This window comes from Streptomyces sp. HSS9-12, from assembly GCF_054963655.1.
Genome location: NZ_JBUEGC010000005.1, coordinates 138,378 through 157,137 on the forward strand (window position 1 = coordinate 138,378; position 18,760 = coordinate 157,137).

General features: G+C 69.2%; 16 protein-coding genes and 6 pseudogenes. 13 read left to right on the forward strand and 9 right to left on the reverse strand.

Translation table 11 applies throughout. The features are described 5' to 3' along the window. Window positions 1–161: 161 nt before the first annotated feature. From ACY34J_RS04620 to ACY34J_RS04650, 7 genes and pseudogenes are all read left to right on the forward strand, one after another. Window positions 162–383: pseudogene (locus ACY34J_RS04620) on the forward strand (short-chain dehydrogenase); the annotation flags it as partial. A 256-nt stretch (window positions 384–639) separates the two neighbouring features. Further along, window positions 640–1,911, forward strand: a complete 1,272-nt coding sequence (locus ACY34J_RS04625; RefSeq protein ID WP_462725179.1) for an MFS transporter — start codon at window positions 640–642, stop codon at window positions 1,909–1,911. Between the two features lie 33 nt (window positions 1,912–1,944). Continuing rightward, a pseudogene (locus tag ACY34J_RS04630) lies at window positions 1,945–2,196 on the forward strand (hypothetical protein); the annotation flags it as partial. Window positions 2,197–2,368: 172 nt separating this feature from the next. After that, window positions 2,369–2,584, forward strand: a complete 216-nt coding sequence (locus ACY34J_RS04635; protein ID WP_462725180.1) for a hypothetical protein — start codon at window positions 2,369–2,371, stop codon at window positions 2,582–2,584. Beyond that, window positions 2,571–3,080, forward strand: a complete 510-nt coding sequence (locus ACY34J_RS04640) for a DUF6879 family protein (protein WP_462725181.1) — start codon at window positions 2,571–2,573, stop codon at window positions 3,078–3,080. Before ACY34J_RS04635 ends, ACY34J_RS04640 begins: the two co-directional genes overlap by 14 nt. Before the next feature lie 23 nt (window positions 3,081–3,103). Beyond that, complete coding sequence (locus ACY34J_RS04645) at window positions 3,104–3,910, forward strand: helix-turn-helix domain-containing protein (protein ID WP_462725203.1); 807 nt, start codon at window positions 3,104–3,106, stop codon at window positions 3,908–3,910. 281 nt (window positions 3,911–4,191) lie between these two features. Then, the gene (locus ACY34J_RS04650; RefSeq protein ID WP_462725182.1) at window positions 4,192–4,398 is read left to right on the forward strand and encodes a DUF7848 domain-containing protein; all 207 of its coding nucleotides are present in this window, start codon (window positions 4,192–4,194) and stop codon (window positions 4,396–4,398) included. Between the two features lie 228 nt (window positions 4,399–4,626). Here the strand turns inward: ACY34J_RS04650 and ACY34J_RS04655 are convergent, their stop codons facing one another. Both ACY34J_RS04655 and ACY34J_RS04660 read right to left on the reverse strand, forming a co-directional pair. Next, window positions 4,627–5,211 (reverse strand): recombinase family protein, encoded by a 585-nt coding sequence (locus ACY34J_RS04655; RefSeq protein WP_242329732.1) that lies wholly within the window; start codon window positions 5,209–5,211, stop codon window positions 4,627–4,629. A gap of 224 nt (window positions 5,212–5,435) precedes the next feature. Then, window positions 5,436–6,160: pseudogene (locus ACY34J_RS04660) on the reverse strand (class I SAM-dependent methyltransferase). Window positions 6,161–6,476: 316 nt separating this feature from the next. On the opposite strand from ACY34J_RS04660, the gene ACY34J_RS04665 reads away from it, so the two are divergent. Beyond that, a complete protein-coding gene (locus ACY34J_RS04665; protein WP_462725183.1) occupies window positions 6,477–7,103 on the forward strand; it encodes a helix-turn-helix domain-containing protein in 627 nt (208 codons plus the stop codon). A 59-nt stretch (window positions 7,104–7,162) separates the two neighbouring features. On the opposite strand, the gene ACY34J_RS04670 is transcribed toward ACY34J_RS04665, so the two are convergent. Beyond that, window positions 7,163–8,572: a recombinase family protein gene (locus ACY34J_RS04670; protein ID WP_462725184.1), complete on the reverse strand. Its 1,410-nt coding sequence runs from the start codon at window positions 8,570–8,572 to the stop codon at window positions 7,163–7,165. 5 nt (window positions 8,573–8,577) lie between these two features. Between ACY34J_RS04670 and ACY34J_RS04675 the strand changes: the two genes are divergently transcribed. Beyond that, window positions 8,578–9,801: an MFS transporter gene (locus ACY34J_RS04675; protein WP_462761936.1), complete on the forward strand. Its 1,224-nt coding sequence runs from the start codon at window positions 8,578–8,580 to the stop codon at window positions 9,799–9,801. Here ACY34J_RS04675 and ACY34J_RS04680 read toward each other — a convergent pair. Further along, on the reverse strand, window positions 9,736–10,032 hold the full coding sequence (locus ACY34J_RS04680; RefSeq protein WP_462725186.1) for a flavin reductase family protein: 297 nt from the start codon (window positions 10,030–10,032) through the stop codon (window positions 9,736–9,738). The genes ACY34J_RS04675 and ACY34J_RS04680 overlap by 66 nt on opposite strands. Further along, a pseudogene (locus ACY34J_RS04685) lies at window positions 10,002–10,749 on the reverse strand (enoyl-CoA hydratase/isomerase family protein); the annotation flags it as partial. The pseudogene ACY34J_RS04685 and the gene ACY34J_RS04680, both read right to left, overlap by 31 nt. Window positions 10,750–11,261: 512 nt before the next feature. On the opposite strand from ACY34J_RS04685, the gene ACY34J_RS04690 reads away from it, so the two are divergent. From ACY34J_RS04690 to ACY34J_RS04700, 3 genes and pseudogenes are all read left to right on the forward strand, one after another. Then, the gene (locus ACY34J_RS04690) at window positions 11,262–11,750 is read left to right on the forward strand and encodes an N-acetyltransferase family protein (RefSeq protein ID WP_462725187.1); all 489 of its coding nucleotides are present in this window, start codon (window positions 11,262–11,264) and stop codon (window positions 11,748–11,750) included. Window positions 11,751–11,857: 107 nt separating this feature from the next. Next, window positions 11,858–12,150: pseudogene (locus ACY34J_RS04695) on the forward strand (acyl-CoA dehydrogenase family protein); the annotation flags it as partial. Further along, the gene (locus tag ACY34J_RS04700; protein WP_462725188.1) at window positions 12,150–12,665 is read left to right on the forward strand and encodes a nitroreductase family deazaflavin-dependent oxidoreductase; all 516 of its coding nucleotides are present in this window, start codon (window positions 12,150–12,152) and stop codon (window positions 12,663–12,665) included. The pseudogene ACY34J_RS04695 and the gene ACY34J_RS04700, both read left to right, overlap by 1 nt. Before the next feature lie 221 nt (window positions 12,666–12,886). Here ACY34J_RS04700 and ACY34J_RS04705 read toward each other — a convergent pair whose 3' ends face one another. Further along, the gene (locus ACY34J_RS04705) at window positions 12,887–13,534 is read right to left on the reverse strand and encodes a TetR family transcriptional regulator (RefSeq protein ID WP_462725189.1); all 648 of its coding nucleotides are present in this window, start codon (window positions 13,532–13,534) and stop codon (window positions 12,887–12,889) included. Window positions 13,535–14,521: 987 nt separating this feature from the next. Here ACY34J_RS04705 and ACY34J_RS04710 point away from each other — a divergent pair. Next, window positions 14,522–17,131: an outer membrane protein assembly factor BamB family protein gene (locus ACY34J_RS04710; RefSeq protein WP_462725190.1), complete on the forward strand. Its 2,610-nt coding sequence runs from the start codon at window positions 14,522–14,524 to the stop codon at window positions 17,129–17,131. Between the two features lie 54 nt (window positions 17,132–17,185). Here ACY34J_RS04710 and ACY34J_RS04715 read toward each other — a convergent pair whose 3' ends face one another. From ACY34J_RS04715 to ACY34J_RS04725, 3 genes and pseudogenes are all read right to left on the reverse strand, one after another. Beyond that, window positions 17,186–17,812, reverse strand: coding sequence for a hypothetical protein (locus tag ACY34J_RS04715; RefSeq protein WP_462725191.1), 627 nt, complete (start codon window positions 17,810–17,812; stop codon window positions 17,186–17,188). Between the two features lie 98 nt (window positions 17,813–17,910). After that, a pseudogene (locus ACY34J_RS04720) lies at window positions 17,911–18,220 on the reverse strand (enoyl-CoA hydratase/isomerase family protein); the annotation flags it as partial. Between the two features lie 70 nt (window positions 18,221–18,290). Further along, window positions 18,291–18,452, reverse strand: a complete 162-nt coding sequence (locus ACY34J_RS04725; RefSeq protein ID WP_462725192.1) for a hypothetical protein — start codon at window positions 18,450–18,452, stop codon at window positions 18,291–18,293. Between the last annotated feature and the right edge of the window lie 308 nt (window positions 18,453–18,760).

An 18,760-nucleotide genomic window follows, 5' to 3' on the forward strand; every position in this document is an offset into this window, starting at 1 on the left:
CCTTGTGCCGCCGTGTCCTCGTCGGGGTTGTCTCCTGGTAGGTCTTTGTCGTGCCTTGTCGTGCCTTGTCGTGCCTTGTCGTGGTCTTGGCGGACCGCGACCGGCGCGACCGGGGTGCCCACCCCGCCGACGAACGGCTCAGGCGTCGCCGACAGCAGGAGACCTTCACCGTCTTCCGGGCCGCCTCCGCGGTGATGCGGCGGCAGGGAGCGGCGGCACGCTGACCGGCTTCACCAGCGGCAACCACCAGGGGAGCGTCGCGCAGGCCAACTGCGCCTCGGCGAAGGGCGGGATCATCTCGCTGGTGCGGAGCGCGGCGCTGGGGCTGCACAAGTACGGGGTGACGGCGACTGCGTGGCCCGGTGGCGCGCACCCGGATGTCGCCGTTACGGGTCCTCCCGTCCGCAGCGCGACATCGCCCTGTACGCGGAGCTGTACCGCGCGGGACGCCTGCTGCTGGACGAACTCGTCACCGCCACCCACCCGATCGAGGACTTTGCGACTGCGGCGGACGACGAGCGCGCCCAGATCCGCCTGACGATGGTACGCCCACCACGGCCGGGTCGCCCGGGGCGTCCTGACCTTCTGAGGGCATTAACCTCTCGCCGGACTAGACCAGTTCCGGTACACCTCTTCCCTGTGACTCACAAGGCTCACCAGTCGGCGGACCCGCACTGTCCCGATCTCTCCTCTGACGCGACGCCCGCAAGCCCGCCGCCCGGGCTCTGGAACCGCAACTTCCGGCTGTTCTTCGTGGCCCGCACCGTCGCCGTCTTCGGCGATGGCATGGTGCCCGTGGCGCTCGCGGCCGGTCTGCTGGGTGCCGGCCGAGGCGCGTCCTCCGTCGGCTACGCGCTCGCCGCCTGGATGGCGACCTTCGCGCTGTTCGTCCTGTTCGGCGGAGTGCTCGCCGACCGCTTCACCCCCCGCCGCATGATGGTCATCGCCGATCTGCTGCGGCTGGTGGGCGGCTGCGCGCTCGCCGTGTCCTTCACCGTCGGCAACCCGCCGGTGTGGGAGGTGTACGCCCTGAGCGGGCTCAACGGTGTCGGCGCCGCGCTCTTCCAGCCGGGAGTGGCCGGCACCGTTCCGCGGATCGCGCGGGACGTCCAGCGTGCCAACGCCGTGCTCCGGGTCTCCGAGGCGCTGATGACCATGGCCGGCCCAGCGCTTGCCGGCGTCCTCGTCGTCCTCGCCGGCGCCGGCACCGTGTTTGCGGTCAACGCCACGACCTTCGGCGCCAGCGCCGGCTGTCTCTTCCTGCTCAGGCTGGCCGGGACGGGCAGGCAGCAGCATGGCAGCTCGATGCTCCGCGAACTGGCCGACGGCTGGCGTGAGTTCCGGACCCGGACCTGGCTGTGGGGCGTGATCGCGATCTGGATGGCGTACGGGCTGACCGTCCTCGGCCCCATGCTGCCCCTGACCGCCGTGCTGGTGACCTCGGAGCACGGCGTGGCGGCGTACGGCGTTCTGATGTCCGTGAACGGCGCGGGCAACGTCGCGGGCGGCCTGCTGGCCCTGCGTCTGCGGCCGGCCAGGCCGCTGGCCGCCGGAGCGATGGCGCTCATCGGCGTCGCCGTCAACCTGGCCGTGCTGGGTGCGGGTCTTCCCGTACCCGTCCTCGCCGTGGGGCAGTTCGTGGTCGGCGCCGCCTTCGCCTTCTGGCTGGTCATGTGGTCCACGACCGTGCAGACGCACATCCCGCAGGACGCACTGAACCGTCTGCACGCCTACGACGTGGCCGGCTCGCTGGTGATGCTGTCCGCAGGGCGGGCGCTGGCCGGGCCGGTCGCGGACGCCGTGGGGGCCCAGAGGGTGCTGCTGGCGGGGATGGGGATCAACGTCGTCGTGTGCGCGCTGCTGATGGCCGTGCCCGCGATACGGGGCCTGCGCAGGATCGATCCACGGTGACCCACCGAGGCCATGACCTGATCCTTGCGATGGCTGTCCCTCCGGCCACTCGTCTCCCCGCGCCGGAGTTCCGATGCTGGTCCGGTGACGCAGACACCTCACCTCCCCGCACCGGAGACGCGCGAGAACCGAGCCGAGGGGCGCGGACTCATCGCCAAGCGCCCCCCGCGCATCCACCGCGCCTGGTGGGTGGCCGCTGTTGCCTTCGTCGCGCTTGTCGGTGCGGCGGCCTTCAGAGCGGCTCCGAGCGTGCTGATCGACCCGCTGCACGCCGAGTTCGCATGGTGATGCTTTGGGGAATCAGAGGGCCCGTGTACCCCTCTCGGCCCCACAAGCCCGCGTAGAGGTGCGTCGAGCAAGCGACTTTCCCGTTCTGGAAAGCCGCGGATCTTGACCATGCTGCCCGCAAGCCAGAAGCATCGAACGCGACAAGGACTGTCGACGCGAGGGGGAAGCCATGGGCGCACCGCTGCGGAAGCTGTCGGGAGACCCGGACTGCAAGAACGGCACTTGCCCGACGCTGTGGGGTACGGACGACGGCAAGGACTTCGTAGTGCAGGGCTACGTGGTCACCGACCCTGAGCGGCTGGCACAGCTCGACCTCCCCGAGGGCGAGACGGCTGTCATGGTCCCGGCCGCAGTGCTTGAGGAGTATTTCAGTGCTCGCAGGTGAGGAGTTCGGCCGTCTCTTCGAGACCTTCGAGCGGACCGCGTTCCGGCTGGAGACGCTCGACGTGTACGACGTGGAGGAGGAGCGGGAGGAGATCGCTCGGTTCCTCGCGGGCGAGGACATGGGCCCGGAGTGGAGCGACAACCCATGGGTGCGCTCGATGACCGACAAGGGCAAGAGCGTGTCCCGCGTTCACGTCCTGCGCTCTCCCTTGACTGACTACCTGCGTTACGAGCTGTCGGCCTACCCCGGCAACATCAAGGCCGGAGAGTCCATCGGGATCATCGACCTTGCCGAGCAGGAGGTGACCGGCCTGCCCGATCACGACTTCTGGCTCTTCGACGACCGTGACGTGTACCGCATGCACTACACCCCCGAGGGCAAGTTCATCGGCGGTGAACTCCTGCCTGCCGACCGGCTGAGGGAGTACCAGGGTTACCGTGACGTGGCGCTCACCCGCGCCGTGCCGTTCGCGGCCTACTGGGAGCGGCATCCCTGACCGCGGAGTCGATCGGGAGAGCCCTGCGGGCACTGCGGGAAGCATCGGGACTGACCGGTGACGCGGTAGCCCGCAGGGCTTCCATGTCCGCAGGGAAGCTCTCGAAGATCGAGAACGGGCGGACCCTGCCCACCGTTCAGGACGTCGACCTGATCCTGTCCGCGCTCGGCGTCTCGGAAGCAGTGAAAGAACAGTTCCTCGCAACTGCCCGAGCCGAGGTCACCGAGGCCACAGCGTGGCGCCTGCTGCGCCGTATGGGCCCGTGGAAGCACCAGAACACCATCAAGGCCATCGAGGCCAACACAGCTGCCCTCAGGCTGTTTCAGGGGCAACTCATCCCCGGACTCCTCCAGACATCTGAGTACGCCACGGCGGTGTTCTCCCTGCCCCCAGCTTTGCCGGACGAGACCAGGGCTCGGACGGTGGCAGCGAGGATGGAGCGGCAAGCGACGCTCTACGAAGACGGCCGGTCGTTCTCCTTCGTGATCTGTGAGCACGTCCTACGGTGGCTGATCTGTGAGCCAGTCGTGATGGCGGTACAACTTGATCAGCTCGTGTCCCTGTCCCGGCTTCCCAACGTGACCGTTGGGGTGGTGCCCTTGGCTGGTCGGATGCCGGACTTCCCCATGACGTGCTTCAGCATCCACGATGACCGGCTTGTGATCGTCGAGACGTTCCACTCGGAGATCACGACACGGGACCCCAGGGACATACAGACGTACGTCGACACCTTCGAGCGGTTCGCCGACGTGGCGCTCTTCGGAGATGACATGCGCGCCCTGGTCGAGAGCATCCGAGACGAGTTCTTGCCTCAACAGGAAAGAACGTAGGGCCGTTTCGCCGGCGCCCCAAGGATGGATCGCAGCGAGATCCAGGCGGGGAGGCCGTACAGGATGAGCACACCGAAGACGACGATGGCGGAGCCAGTGCACCTGACAGCTCCGGTCGGGGAGCCGGACCCTGTGGCAGCTTGCGGCGTATGCCTCGGCATCGCTGTGACTCGGACCAACGCGCGATCGGTCGGGGACTACTCGAAGGTGTCCGATGCGAACGTCGTTCTCCGTACGCACCTGCGGGAAGACCACGGGGCCGAGTGATGGTGCGCTCCGTCATGCGGTACGTGAGGCACAGGATCACGCAGCACCCTGACACTGACGTGACCTTCGAAGCGGAGTGCCTTCACTGCAAGTGGACGGCCACGCCCGCCACGGACGGCGCGGCGGTCGACGTGGAGTGCATGAGCCACACAGGCCGGAGCGGACACAAGGGTTTCCGGCGTGTCTGTACGTCGTTCGCGATGGTGGTCCGGGACGAGTGACTGACAGACCCCCGGCGCTCTGAGGGACGGCGAGCACCACGACCGAGGTGCGCCGGAAGTGTTGCGGTTCGAGCGACCTGCACCCCCCCGTGCCTGCCTCTGTCGACTCCCCCCCGTGGTCGGCAGGGGCAGGCATCGTTACGCCTGTCAGACGGCGTCAGACGCCCACGTATGACAACGGCCCCCGGCGTAAGCCGAGGGCCTGCCGGAAGGCGCTGTGCGCCTGTCTCAGGCGCTCTCTCCAAGGTGGCGGTAGAGGGTGGCTCGGGAGATCCCGAGTGCCTTGGCGATGGCGCTCACGCTCTCGCCCTTGGCCTTCCTGGCACGGGCCACGGTGAGCACGTCCTCATCGACCACAGTCGGCCGTCCGCCGGTACGCCCCTGTGCCTTGGCTGCGTCCAGTCCTGCGCGGGTGCGCTCCTTGATGAGGCTGCGCTCGAACTCCGCCATGGCTCCGACCACCTGAAGCATGAGACGGCCGTCTGCCGTACCGGGGTCGATGTTGGCCAGTGCCCCCGTGAGCACCTTGAACCCGATGCCCCGCTCTCGAAGGGTGTCGACCATGGTCACAAGGTCGATGAGGGATCGAGCGAAGCGGTCGAGCTTCCAGACACACAGGGTGTCGCCGGGTCTGGCGTAGTCCAGTGCGGCCGTGAGCTCTGGCCGGTTGGTGTTTTTCCCGCTGGCCTTGTCCTCGAAGATGCGGGCGCAGCCTGCGGCCGTCAGTGCGTCGCGCTGGAGCTGCGCTTCCTGGTCGTCGGTGGAGACGCGGGCGTAACCGATGAGCTGGCCGGTGATCGTGTTCGTCGTCATGACACGGACCGTCTCAGAACTCGTCTCAAAATGTCAAGCCTGAGACGGAAGTTTCGAGACGGGTTTTGAACAGGGCTGCGCCCCCTTCCGGGGTGCCTGCCACCTCGTCTCACAAACCTTGGTTTTCGAGACGTCCGCTACTGGTCACGCTGCGCCAGGGTCGTTGTCCTGTGCCATGGAACCGTGAGTGTGCGTCATCGAAGTTGGGCGCGAATCACCGACGATCACGGACGTCGCGCCAGGAAGACGAACTCCCTTCCTGGACGGTCGGGCGCGTCGCGAACGTCATCCACCACGTATCCGTGCGCGATCAGGTCCCGCTCGACTTCCTCCCGCTCGCGGAAACGCAGGGTCGAATCCGACGTCAGCACCTGTCCATCCGCTGCGAACCCGTAGGTCCAGCGGAACGTCACCAGAGGCCAGCTCACCTCGATCAGCTGGACCCAGCTCTCGACGGAGCCGACACCGGGGATCTCCGTCACGCGGTAGGAGTTCTCGCGGGTCCACTCCTCCCAGGCGCGTCTGGCCGGATCGCGCGTCTCGAAGACCAGAAGCCCGCCAGGACGCAGCGCCTCGTAGGCTCCCCGTAGCGTCGTCTGCCATGTCTGCGGATCGGCGATGGCCTGGGCAACGTTCGCGGTCATCGTCGCGACGTCAACCCGCAGTGGTGGGAGGTCTGTCGGTCACCGCAGATCCAGCGCACGCGCTCACTGCCCGGTTTGGCCCGGGCGACATCGACGGACGCCAGCGCGGGATCGACGCCGACGACCTCGATCCCACGGTCAGCCAGGAGAAGTGCGAACACCCCTGTGCCGCAGCCGATGTCCAGCACTCGGCGTGCCTCGAACTCTTCTGCGACCCGGAGGTAGGCATCGAGATCGCTGCGGTCGGGGTCGAGCGGATCGTAGATCGCGGCGAGCCGTGGATGTGCGAAGCAGTCGTCAGCCATGCGGTCGAACGTATGCAGAGCTGGGTCCGAACAGCTACCGAGTTTTGCCGACGGTTCTCCTGCGGCACCAGGGCACGGTAGAGAGCGGCGGCGGAGGGGTGGGGTATGACCCCCTGGCCAGTGCTTGCCGACCGCCGGGTCTTGGCGGCTCAAATTCTGCCACGGTTCTGGGGTCCGTCTGAGAGGTGCCTCACATACGATGACCTGCTCTTTCGTCTCTGGAGACCTGTAAATTTTGGAGTCCTCGTGAGTCTTCGGAGAAGGGAAACCCGCGATACAGGAGCACGTGTGGCGTCGTGCGCTGGTGCGCTCGAACATGAAGCCCGCAGAGAAGTTGGTCGGCGTCGCCATGGCGTTGTACGCGGACTACGAGACGGGCGGGAACGTGTGCCCGTCGAACGGCACGATCGCCAGGGAACTCGGCTACGGCGGGAAGGCTCCGGAGCAGACGGTCAACAAGATCGTAGGCAGGCTCCGTAAGGCTGGCTGGCTCACGAAGACCGGCAAGGTGCCGGATGGTCCAGTGATCTACCGACTCACCTTGCCGCAGCAGCGGGGTATGGCTGAGGAGCCATACAACCTACATACCTTCAAGAGCGACGGCGGTAAGAGTGAGGAGCCAGCGGCGGAGAGCAAGCCGGAAGGCGAAGAGCGGCCCCCCGTAGGGGGCCGACAGGGCGAAGACGAAGAGCGCAAGCAGCCGACGAGGGTGGGCCGCGTGAGCGGCCCTCAGCAGGAAGACGAAGGGGCTGGGTCTCTTGGGGGGCCTTCGGCCCCCACCTTGTCCTTCGTAGACCTTGGCAAGGTCAAGCAAGAGGAACAGCGGCGACGCTGGTTCGGCGACGCGTACGCGGCTCCCTTGCCGATGGGCTTCGACTACGACGGCTTGACCGACCGGCTCCAAGAAGCGGGGCAAGAGCCGCCCCCTTCTGATCCGGCATGACGAAGCCCCGCTCTCTGGTGAGAGCGGGGCCGGTTGAGCGAGGCAGGCTACGCGTCTTGTTAGTCGTCGGCGGTGTGGTTCCACTCCACGGTCATGTAGTCGTCCACGGTCATCTTCGCCGCCTTCTTGAAGCCGTTCGGGTGCATCGTGATCGTGGTGACGAACTTGACCCACGCTCGACGGACGGGGAGCGGGGTGTTCGGCCAGTCCTGAATCAGGCCGGCGATGCCCGACACAGGGTCGATCGGGGGCAGGCCAGTGACACCGGACAGCTTCTCGTCGATCTCGTCGAGCCTGGCTCGGATGGCCTCGGTACCGGCCGTCATCTGCGACAGGGTGATGGATCCCGAGGCGTAGGCCACGGCCAACCCGTCGAGCCGTTCCCGTAGGGTCTGCGCTTCCTGGTGAAGGTGGGCCGAGTCGTCGCCCTCCTCCTGTCGAGCGGCGAGGACCCAGGGCAGGAAGTCGGGGAAGACGATCCGCGCCAGGACGGCGTTACCGGCTCGCTTGTCGGCCAGTTCGCGGGGCACGCGTACGTGCTTCTGTCCGCAGCGGTAGACCGGGGTTCCTCGGTACATGCCGCCTCGTACGGTCTCCCCGCAACGCTCACACGTAGCGAGCCCGGCGAGCAGGGTCTGAGGGGCCGAGCCGGTACGTGCACCACCCGTGAAGCGCTTGGGGTTCGTCAGTGCCGACACGAGGGCGTAGTGCGTCGCCTCATCCAGGATCGCGGGCCACTTGCCCGCGCCCATCACCTCGCCCCGGTAGGTGACCTGAGCGATGTACCGAGGGGAGATGAGCACCTTCTTCACACCGCCCACGCCCCACCCCTTCGCCTCGCCATCTGCCTCACCCTTCGCCTTGCCGGACGACGAGCGGGGAGCGAGCAGACCGAGGCCGGTCCAGAAGCGAGCGACAGCCGCCAGGGTCTCGCCTTGGAGAACCATCTCGGCACCCTTGCGGATCGCCTCCGCCTCGGCATCGACCACGGTCACGTAGTCGTCTTCGTATCCGAACGTTCGCAAGCCCGCCTTGTGTGGCTTGCCGTTCTTCGCCGCCTGGAGGTTCGACGCCTTCTGCCGTAGCGCCTTCTGCTCACCCTCGTACTCCGCCCAAGCCGTGACCGTCTTGGCCGTGGCCCGACCGGCCGGAGTCGACAGGTCGAGGTGTCCGGCGTGGATGGCGTGGACGTTGACCCCGAGTGCGATCACTCGCAGCAGGTCTTCCGTCTTGCGTACGAGTCGATCAGTGTGCCAACAGAGAATCGCGTCCGGCTTGGAGGCCAACAGCCGCTCGAACCCGGGTCGTACCTTGCCCGAGGTGGCGCTGATGTCGTTGTCCGCGATTACCTCGCGTACGGTCCAGCCACGGGCTTCGGCATACGCCCGGCACTCGGCCTCCTGCCGCTGAACGCCCAACTCGTCGCCGTGCTGATCGAGGCTGAGTCGTACGTAGATGGTGACGTCCACCTGTCGTGCCCCCCTTGTTCCTGCTCACCGTGCTGAGTGCCCCAAAGTTTTACCACGAGTTCGGCTGGTCGCGCGGCACGATCTCGGCGGCCGTCTCGGTCAACCTCATGCTGTACGGGCTGACCGCGCCCTTCGCCGCCGCGCTGATGGAGCGCTTCGGCATGCGCAAGGTCGTCGCCTCCGCCCTGCTGCTGGTCGCCGCGGGCAGCGGGCTCACCGTCTTCATGAACGCCGACTGGCAGCTCGTCCTGTGCTGGGGCGTCCTCGTCGGCCTCGGTACCGGCTCCATGGCGCTGGCGTTCGTCGCCACCGTGGTGAGCCGGTGGTTCGTGGCCCGGCGCGGGCTGGTCACGGGCGTTCTGACGGCGGGCAGCGCGGCCGGACAGCTGGTCTTCCTGCCGCTCGTCGCCTACCTCGCCGAGCGCTACGGGTGGCGTACGGCGACCCTGTCCGTCACCTTCGCTGCGCTCGCGGTCGTGCCGCTGGTGGTGTGGCTGCTGCGCGACCGCCCCGAGGACGTGGGCACCACCGCCTACGGCGCCGGACCGGACGACACCCAGGACGCCGCGCCCCACGCGCGCGTGGACGGCGGCGCGGCGGCCCGGGCCCTGGCCGCGCTGCGCTCCGCGGCCCGTACCAAGGTCTTCTGGCTGCTCGCCGGCACCTTCGCCATCTGCGGCGCCTCCACCAACGGCCTGATCGGCACGCACTTCGTGCCCGCGGCGCACGACCACGGCATGCCGACCACCGCGGCCGCGAGCCTGCTCGCCGTCATCGGCATCTTCGACCTGGCCGGCACGATCGCCTCCGGCTGGCTCACCGACCGCTACGACTCGCGGCGCCTGCTCGCCGTGTACTACGGCCTGCGCGGCATCTCCCTGGTGTTCTTGCCGTTGCTGCTCGCCGACACGGTCCACCCGCCGATGCTGTTCTTCATCGTCTTCTACGGGCTGGACTGGGTGGCGACCGTGCCGCCGACCGTCGCCCTGTGCCGCGAGCACTTCGGCGGGGACGGCGCGATCGTCTTCGGCTGGGTGCTGGCTTCCCACCAAGTGGGCGCGGGCCTGGTCGCCTTCCTCACAGGCCTGGTGCGGGACCTCACCGGCTCGTACGACACAGCCTGGTACACGGCTGGCGCCCTGTGCGCGATGGCGGCCCTGATGTCACTGGTCATCCGGCGCCGGAGGGTGCGTGAGGCGCCGGTGATGAGCGCGGCGATGACGGGCTGACGGACTCGGATGGTCAGTGAAGCGGCCGAACGTGCCGCGGTGGAAGAGCAGGGGACCGCTGTCGGCCGCGGCGTCGTCCGTGCCGAGCGCCTCGACGCGCCCCACCACGATCAGATGGTCACCGCCGGTGTGCACGGCATAGATGGTGCAGTCGACCGGTACGCCCTCCAGGCGCGGCGCCCCCGTCACCGGCGCCGGTCCGTACGAGACGCCCCCAGCCGCTCGGCCCACACCCGGGCGGTCTTCTCCAGCTCCTCCGCGGGCCCGGTTGACCAGGCCGATGCGCTCGGCCCCGGCGGCCGGGAGCGCGTCACCGTACAACATCAGCTCCTTGGCCCGCTGCGGGCCGACCAGGCGGGTCAGCAGATACGCACCGCCGCCGTCGGGGACCAGCCCGCGCCATACGAACACCTCGATGAACCGGGCCGGTTCGGCTGCCAGGACCAGGTCGCACGCGAAGGCGAGATGCGCGCCGATGCCCGCGGCGGTGCCGTTCACGGCGGCGGCGCCCGACGACCTTCGGCCCCAGCTCGTGCAGGCAGCAGCCGCGTTCGAACGCGCAAGCCGCTCCCGTATCCGTGCCAACCACCAGCAGGCCCGGGCCACCAGGGCTGCCATCAAGGCGGTCCTGCGTGAACCCGCCCCCAAGGATGGTGCGCTCCTCGTCATCCTCCTCGACGCCCTCCTCCTCGCCGTCATCGCCGCCCGGCACTGGCACCAGACCCGCCGCCAGAACCAGCAGGCTGAAGCAGCAGTCCAGGCCGCAGAACACCTCCGGGCCGCCTACCAGGCGGCCTCGAGCAGCGCGATGAGGCGTTCGCGCTGCTCCCAGGTGACGGCGTTCATCGCCTCGGGCCGGTTGAGCGTGATCCACGAGACGCCGTTGTCAGTGGCGTGCAGTACCAATGACTCCACGGACTCTTCGGGGGACTCGGGGGAGTGGGTCATGGGGGATCGGCTTCGTTTCTTGCCGTCGTACGTGCGGTCAGCGACACACCGCCAGCGCGACGCGAGCCGGTCGGGAGTGGGTGGTCAGGGTGCCGTGAGTCGATCCAAGCATCGTTCTCGCCTGCTCTCCTGCTCGAGGCCGATGATGACGGGACCGGGTTATCTGACGTTAAGTCAGATTAGCAATTTACAAGCTGTCAGGAATAGGGGCAGGTGCTAAGCAATCAAGCAAAGAGGAGGGGTTGGCCCCCAGTCGGGTGTGCGAACTCGCCCATGCCGCAGTCCTTGCGCGAGGGGCTCGCATCGGTTGAACTGACGTACCGTCAGAGTGCTGGCGCTCGTGGAGGTGCGCCCTGAGTGCGCCCTGATGCAGACGATCTGGCTCGACGGGGCCGAGTGGCTCGCCGTCGTGCGCATCGGCCAAGGCGTCAACCAGAAGTCCACCAGTTGATGATCAACCGGGGCGAGAAATCCTATGGCGGGCGGTGCGCCGGGCGGCCATGCTGTCCGCCATGCTGATCCGAGAAGCGATCGAGGACGACTGGCCTGCCATCTGGCCGTTCCTCCACCGCATCGTCGCCGCCGGCGAAACCTTCACCTACGACCCGGCACTCACCGAGAACGACGCCCGCGGCATGTGGCTGCTGAGCCCCCCGGGCCGTACGGTGGTCGCCCGGGCCATCGATGGCACCGTACTCGGCACGGCCAAGATGAACCCCAACCAGATGGGCCCCGGCTCGCACATCTGCAGCGCGAGCTTCATGGTCGACCCCGAGCACAGCGGGCGCGGCGTCGGGCGGGCCCTGGTCGAGCACGCCCTGGAGTGGGCGCGCCTCGAGGGCTACCGCGCGATGCAGTTCAACGCCGTAGCGGAGTCCAACACCCGGGCGGTCGCGCTGTACCGCGGCCTCGGCTTCGAGATCCTGGGCACCATCCCGGAGGGCTTCAAGCACCCGGTCAAGGGCTACGTGGGCCTGCACATCATGCACCACCGCCTGTGAACCCGCCCAGGGCCGTATCAGTCTCGGCCCAGGACAACCGTCCCCGACGAGCAGAACCAGCCGCCGGCGTGGGCGGTGGGCGGGGGCGACTGTGACCTCGCGGTCGTGGGACGCTCGCCCTCGCGCAGGCGCGGGAGGGCTGCGTACGGTTGCGGGCGAAGCGGTCCAGTTGCACGGTGGCATCGGCTTCGCGTGGGAGCACGATGCGCATCTGTACGTCAAACGGGCAGCCTCTGACGAGCTGCTCTTCGGGCCCGTGCACCAGCTGCGCGGCTGCGCGGCGGCGGAGGGAGCCGGGCTGTTCGACGGTTCGCGCGACCGTGCCGGCAGCCGTGACAGTGGAGACGTCGGTGAAGGCCATGCGGCCGACAGGTCGGTACGAGAGGCGGTGGCGCTCTGATGCCCGCAGGGGTGCGGATGGTGCAGAAGGTGTCGTCCACGCGGACCTTCGCGCGGATCGCGCCGTATGTGATCCCGGCGCTGGACCGGGCCGTGCACCGAGTGACCGGCGGAAAAGTGCTGCTGAGTGCCCGGATGCTGCCGGGGCTGGTCCTGACGGCGACGGGTGCGAAGAGCGGGCGGCCCCGGCGTACGCCGCTGGCCTGCATGCCGGAGGAGGGCGGTACGTATCTCCTGGTCGGCAGCAACTTCGGCCGCCCTGGCCACCCCGCGTGGAGTGCGAACCTGCTCGCGCACCCGGATGCGGACATCAGCTGGCGGGGCCGCGACATCGCCGTACGGGCCCGGCTGCTGGAAGGTCAGGAGCGGGCGGAGGCGTGGGCGGCGGTGCTGAGGTTCTGGCCCCCGTACGCGACGTACCAGGCCCGGGTGGAACGGCAGATCCGCCTCTTCCGGCTGACGCCTCGCGAGAGCTCGGCCGGGGCGTCTGAGACCAGCCAGGTCTCCGAGGCCTGAGCCTCGGGCGGGCGTCACAGCGGCGGACCGCTCGGGCTGGATGTCCCAACCGAGTGGTCCGCCGCTGTGATGACAGGACGTGCGGAGATCTGCGCGGGCAGGCGGCCGACGGTCCAGTAAGCCGATGAGGCCGACGAAATCCCGAGGCACGGCGCGCACGGCGCGCGTACGCGTCAGCGCCGCTGATATACGCCGCGCCTGACCAAGCAGGCGTGCGGCACTTACCTGGTCGGCTTCTTGCCGGTGACGCCCAGATGCACGAGCAACGCCAGATTCGGCTTCAGCTCCGCCTGCTTGACCCCCCAGCTCTGGAAGCCCTTCTGGTGCGACGCCACCGCGGCCAGCATCGCGACCAGCGACCCGGCGATCGCCGCGGGGTTCACCTCCTTGTCCACCCTGCCCTTGGCCTGGAGCTCCTGGATGGCGTCCGTCAGGGCGTTGGTGACGGGGTTGAGGATCTTCATGCGGATCTTGTAGAACCGCTTGTCGCCTTCTGCCGCGCCAAGGTCGACGACGCGCAGGATCGCGTCGTTTCTGCGCCAGAAGGAGAGGAAGCCGTCAACCAAGTCCTCGGCGCTCTGCCAGGCGGACTTCCCGACCCAGGAGCGGCCGGCGACCAGTTCGGTAAGACCCGCGCCTTCCTTGGCCATCTCTTCGGCGATTTCGAGTACGGCGCCCTCGACATCGGGGAAGTACTGGTAGAAGGTCGCGGGGGACGTCCCCGCCTTGCGGGCGACGTCGATGACCTTGACGTCCCGGTAGGGCGAGGAGCTGAGCATCTCTCTGAGGCAGTCGAGCAGCTTTTGCCGCGTGGCCTGTCCGCGGCGCCCGGCCACCCGTCCATCGACGGTGCGAACTTGTCCTGTCATGCCGTCAGCTTACCGAGGGGTGATCGAAGCGCGATTCGGCTGCCTGCAAATGGGGAGGGCACTCACTGCAGCATGAACCGCCAGTTCAGGACCGGTGACAGTGCGTACTGAGGCGACCCTCGAACCGGCCGCGATGCCGGCTTGCGGTGGCAGCACAAGGCAACTCAGGTCTCTTTAGCACTCATCAGCATCATCAGGCCCGTATGGCTACGGAACTGACATAACATCAGGAGTCCGCCGGGTGGTGACTGCGAGATGGCCGTCCGGGGTCCGCTCCCCCGGCTCGTATGCGACCCATCGGCCATACGAATGATTCTCTTATCAACAGCCTGTGGATAACTCAGGTGGACAACCGAAATGAGGGCTGCCTCGCCGCCAATCCGCTTCACCCCGAAAGAATTGATCGAAGATTCAATATCTCGTAGGGGTGCATAATCCCGGGCTAGCGTGACGATTGCTGAATTTTCCGCACTTTCCACCCTTGTCTCATTGGGAGGAGCCGGCGCCATGGCCGTAATCGCGGAGGGCGAGCCCCCGAGCCCATCTGGGCCGACGCGACGCTTCCGGACCTTGAAGGGAGGCAAGCGCTTCTGCGGCGACCTGTTCGGCTGGACGTTCCACGAGAGCGGGGGGGGAGTTCGGCCACTACGCGCAGGCATTCCACGAGGGCAGGAGCGTGGCTGCGCTCATCCCCGAACAACCAGGGCGCGAGCTTCGCGGTGATCGACCTCGCCAAGGCGTCCAGGCCGCCGCAGAGCTCCTGGGGCGGTCAGCTGTCCGCTCCGGGGGCTCTCCAGCTAACCGCCGGTAACCTCCGCTCGCCTACGAATTTGTTCGGGTTTGTCGCGCGACACACCCCGATCCGCCCCCGGGTTCGCAACGACCGCCTTCGCCAGGAAGAATCAGCTTGCGTACCCCGGGACGGTTCACGGTGAGACGCTGCACGGGGCTGGAATCCTTCAAGCCCCACGGGGAGGTGGCAGGCAAGTGGTGGAGCAGCTGACGCAGCACGACCCGAGACGGATCGGGCCGTTCGAGGTGCTCGGCCGACTCGGTGCCGGCGGCATGGGGCTGGTCTATCTCGCCCGCTCGGCGTCGGGCCGGCGGGTCGCGATCAAGACGGTCCGGACCGAGCTCGCCGAGGACCAGCTGTTCCGGGTCCGCTTCACGCGCGAGGTGGAGGCCGCGCGAGCGGTCAGCGGCTTCTACACGGCTGCCGTCGTGGACGCCGATCCGCGTGCCGCGGTGCCGTGGCTGGCGACCGCGTACGTCCCGGCGCCCTCGCTCGAAGAGATAGTCAATGAGTGCGGTCCGCTGCCGGCGCAGGCGGTGCGCTGGCTCGCGGCCGGTGTGGCCGAGGCGCTGCAGTCCATTCACGGAGCCGGTCTCGTCCACCGGGATCTGAAGCCGTCCAATGTGCTCGTGGTCGAGGACGGGCCGCGGGTCATCGACTTCGGCATCGCCTCCGGGGTGTCCAACACCCGGCTGACGATGACCAACGTCGCCGTCGGCACACCCGCGTACATGTCGCCCGAGCAGGCGCGTGACTCGCGCAGTGTGACCGGCGCCAGCGACATCTTCTCGCTGGGGTCGACGCTGGTGTTCGCGGCTACCGGCCACGCGCCCTTCCACGGTGCGAACCCGGTCGAGACGGTTTTCATGCTGCTGCGGGAAGGGCCCGACCTGGAGGGGCTGCCGGAGGAGCTTCGGCCGCTCATCGAGTCCTGTATGCAGATGACTGCGGAGAACCGGCCCAGCCCTGCTGACCTGCAGTCACAGCTCGCACCGCACCTGTTCGCCTCTGGCGGGGACGACAGCGGCACAGCGTCCGCCTGGCTGCCCGCGCGCGCCGTCTCGATGATCGAAGCGCGTCGTGGCGGACGGACCTTGGCCGCAGGCGCGCCAGCGCCCCAGGGGGGCGCGCAGGCTGTAAGCGCGAGCCGGGGGCGCGGACCCGCGGCCGCTCCGCCGCCTCCGCCGTACGCTCCGGAGCCGTACACCGCGGACGGCGCACCCGAGGAGGGGCGCGCAGGCGCTGTCCCCGCGCCGGTGTCCGCCCCCGTTGCCGCCCATCCCGCTCCGGTGTCCGCCCCCGTTGCCGCCCATCCCGCTCCGGTCTCCGCCCCGGCCACCGCACCGCCCTCCGGGCCCCCGATCGGCCCTGGCCCCACTGTCGCGCCCGGCGGCATCCAGGAAGGCCCCGTACGGCTGCCCGGTGCGCCGGTGCCGATAGGACCGGGACCAAGAGCAGGCGAGGTGCGCGACCTGCCGGCGCGAGCCGGCGCCGGACCCGCGACCGGTTGGGTACGGCCGCCCAGGGGCGTGCCGGCCGGGCCGCTGACCGCCCCGGCCGCGCCGGTGCCGTCCCCCGCTCCGGCCGACGGCTCGCCCGGTGCACCCGGCGGGCTGAGCGCGCAGGGCGGCGGACAGGGCGTGCCGGGCGCCCAGCCGCCCGGCCAGGCACGCTGGCGGCCGTGGCGGTTCCGGATGTCCAACGACGTCTGGGGCACACCCGCGGTCGCCGGAGATCTGCTGTACGTCACCTCGTTCGAAGTGCACGCCCTCGATGTCGCGACCGGGCGGCGCCAGTTCAAGACCCGTGACGTGGCGTGGGCGATGGCCGTCGCGGACGGCCGGATCCACGCCTCGGACGGACCCACGCTGTACGCGCTCGACGCGACGGACGGCTCCGAGCGCTGGCGGCTGAACACCGACGGCTGGGTGTACTCCCTGAAGGTCGACCGGGGCACCGTCCTCACGGGCACCCGCGGCGGCGGCGTGCGCGCGTGGGAAGCGGCCAACGGCGAGCAGCTGTGGGAACTGTCCGGCGCCCAGTCCGACTTCGAGACGCCCGAGGCCGGGCCGGCCATCCACGACGGCACGGTGTACGTCTGCTCCGACGGGCGGCTGCGCGCGCTGGAGGCCCGTACGGGCGTGGAGCGCTGGTCGTACCCGGTCGGCGACGCCGCTTCCTGCGGCGGTGTGCCGGTGCGACTGCTGCACGCGCCGGACGGCGTGGTGTACGTCGCGGCCGGTACCCGCGTCCTGGCGATCGACATCGCGCGCGGCGACGTGCGCTGGCGGTTCGAGGCGCCTGCCGTCTTCCTGAGCCCGCCCGCGTACGCGCCAGGGCCCGCGGTCGCCGGTGGCGGTGTCTATATCGCCGACTACCTCGGCACCGTCTACGCACTGGACCCGGCGGACGGCCGGGACCGGTGGCGGCTGGCGACCGAGGCCCGCCAGTCGACAGAGCCGGTGCTGGTCGCCGGCGGCTCGGTGCACGTGGGCAGCGGCAGTGCGCTGTACACGCTGGACGCGGTCACGGGCACCCCCAAGTGGCGCTTCGCGGCACAGGGCGAGGTCGTCGGCGCTCCGGTCGTCGCGGACGGCCGGGTGCACTTCGGGTCGGCCGACCACTGCCTCTACACGCTGGACGCGGGCGGCGGCCAGTTGCGCTGGAAGCTGGCGACGGGCGGCGAGATCACCGGCTCGCCGCTGGTCTCGGGTGGCGTGGTCTACGCGTGCAGCAAGGACCGCTGCGTCTACGCCCTGGATGCGCTGAAGGGCACCGGCCAGGCCCGCGCAGCCACCTCGTAGGCCGCGCCCGGCGGTTGGCGCCTGCAGCAACGTCCCTTCAGCCAGGCCCGGGGTTCAGGACGTATGGCGGGGGCAGTGGGGGCCCCACGGCCCGTCCGGCGGTGGCGACGGCGGCTGGCCGTGAGTGGGGTCCGCCGCCGGCGCGGGCCCCGACCGCTCGGCCAGGCCCGGTGCGCCGGATCCGCCGTGCCGCGCCTGCGCCTCGCCTTCGCTTTCGCGCTCCACCGGCCGCCTGCCGCGCCGGTGCCGCGCGGTCACCACCCGCCGCCCGGGCATCAGGAGCGCCCCGATCAGCATCAGCAGACCTCCGCCGGCCGCGAGCGCCGCCCCGGATCCCACGCCCTGCTGCCCGCCGGCCGTCAGGCTCCCCAGCTCCTGCCCCTGCTGGACCATCCACAAGATGGTGAAGCCGAGGGCCACGATGCCCGCGACGGCAACCACCGTCCGAGACCTCAGCACCACACCGATGAAGGCCAGCACCCCGGCGACCAGCATCGGCAGGAACACCGAGGTGAAGAGCGAGGCGGCAGCGTTCGCGCTGATCCCCGTGAACAGATCCTCAATGCGGATGGCCTGCCCATGACGGCCGTCGTACCAGGCGCGGAAAGGGCTGTAGACAGCGGCCGCGGCTCCAAGAAGAGCCACCACGGAGCCGGGCATATTGCCTGCCATGCGCGACATCCCGGATCACCTCGTCTCCGGTGCGTCCTGTATTCGACGCTACGCCCGCTCTCCGGGCCTGCGCCACGTAAGGTGACCTGCGCGGACCAGCGCGGCACTCAGCGCACCCGGTACTCCCGCGTCCGGGCCGTGAACAGCTCCTTCTGCCGCTCCGCCGGCAGATTCCCGAGCGCGATCAGCTGCGGCGCGCCCGCCAGCGCCTGCGCACGCGCCGCCTCGCGGACCGACCACACCGCCCGTACGGTCCCCTGGACGGCCTCGGGCCGGATACGAGGCCGTGACCGCGGCCGCGCGCAGCGCCGACTCGACCACCTCACCGGGCGGCACGACTTCCGACACCAGCCCGATCTCGTGGGCGCGGGCGGCCGACAGCCGCTCCGCCGACCCCATCAGCGCCATCCGCGCGACTGAGCGCTGGAGCCAGGCCGGAACACGGGTGAGATGCAGCGCGGCGGAGCACCGCCGCCGCGCCACCGCATCAGACCGTGCCGTCGCCCCGCGGGTTGGCGATGGTCGAGTGGTTGTCCTGCGTGGTCGCCGTGCCGGTCGAGTGATTGTCGGCTACGGCCGGAACGGCGGCGCCGGCGGTTGCGGCGGCCGTGAGTGCGAACGTAATGAGAAGTTTCTTGGCGCGGGACATTGCGACTCCTGGTGCGAGAAGGCCGGAATTGCTATTTCTCCTGCTGTGACGCAGAACTAACGGCGGGCAGCCGGAGGTTCGAATGCCTTGGCCTGAACCGGGTCAATCTTGGCGCGATTGCAAACAGTGCGAATGTGATCGGCCGCGACGGCTCCCCCTCCTCGCCGCCGCGGCCGTGCCCCCGCTGTGCCGGCCAGCCCCTGCTACGGGTCAGCCGGCGTGTCCGCCGGGCAGCTTGAGTTCTCCGCCGGTGGTGTGGTTGTCCAGGGTGGTGATGTCTCCGCCGGTGGTGTGGTTGTCGAGAGTGG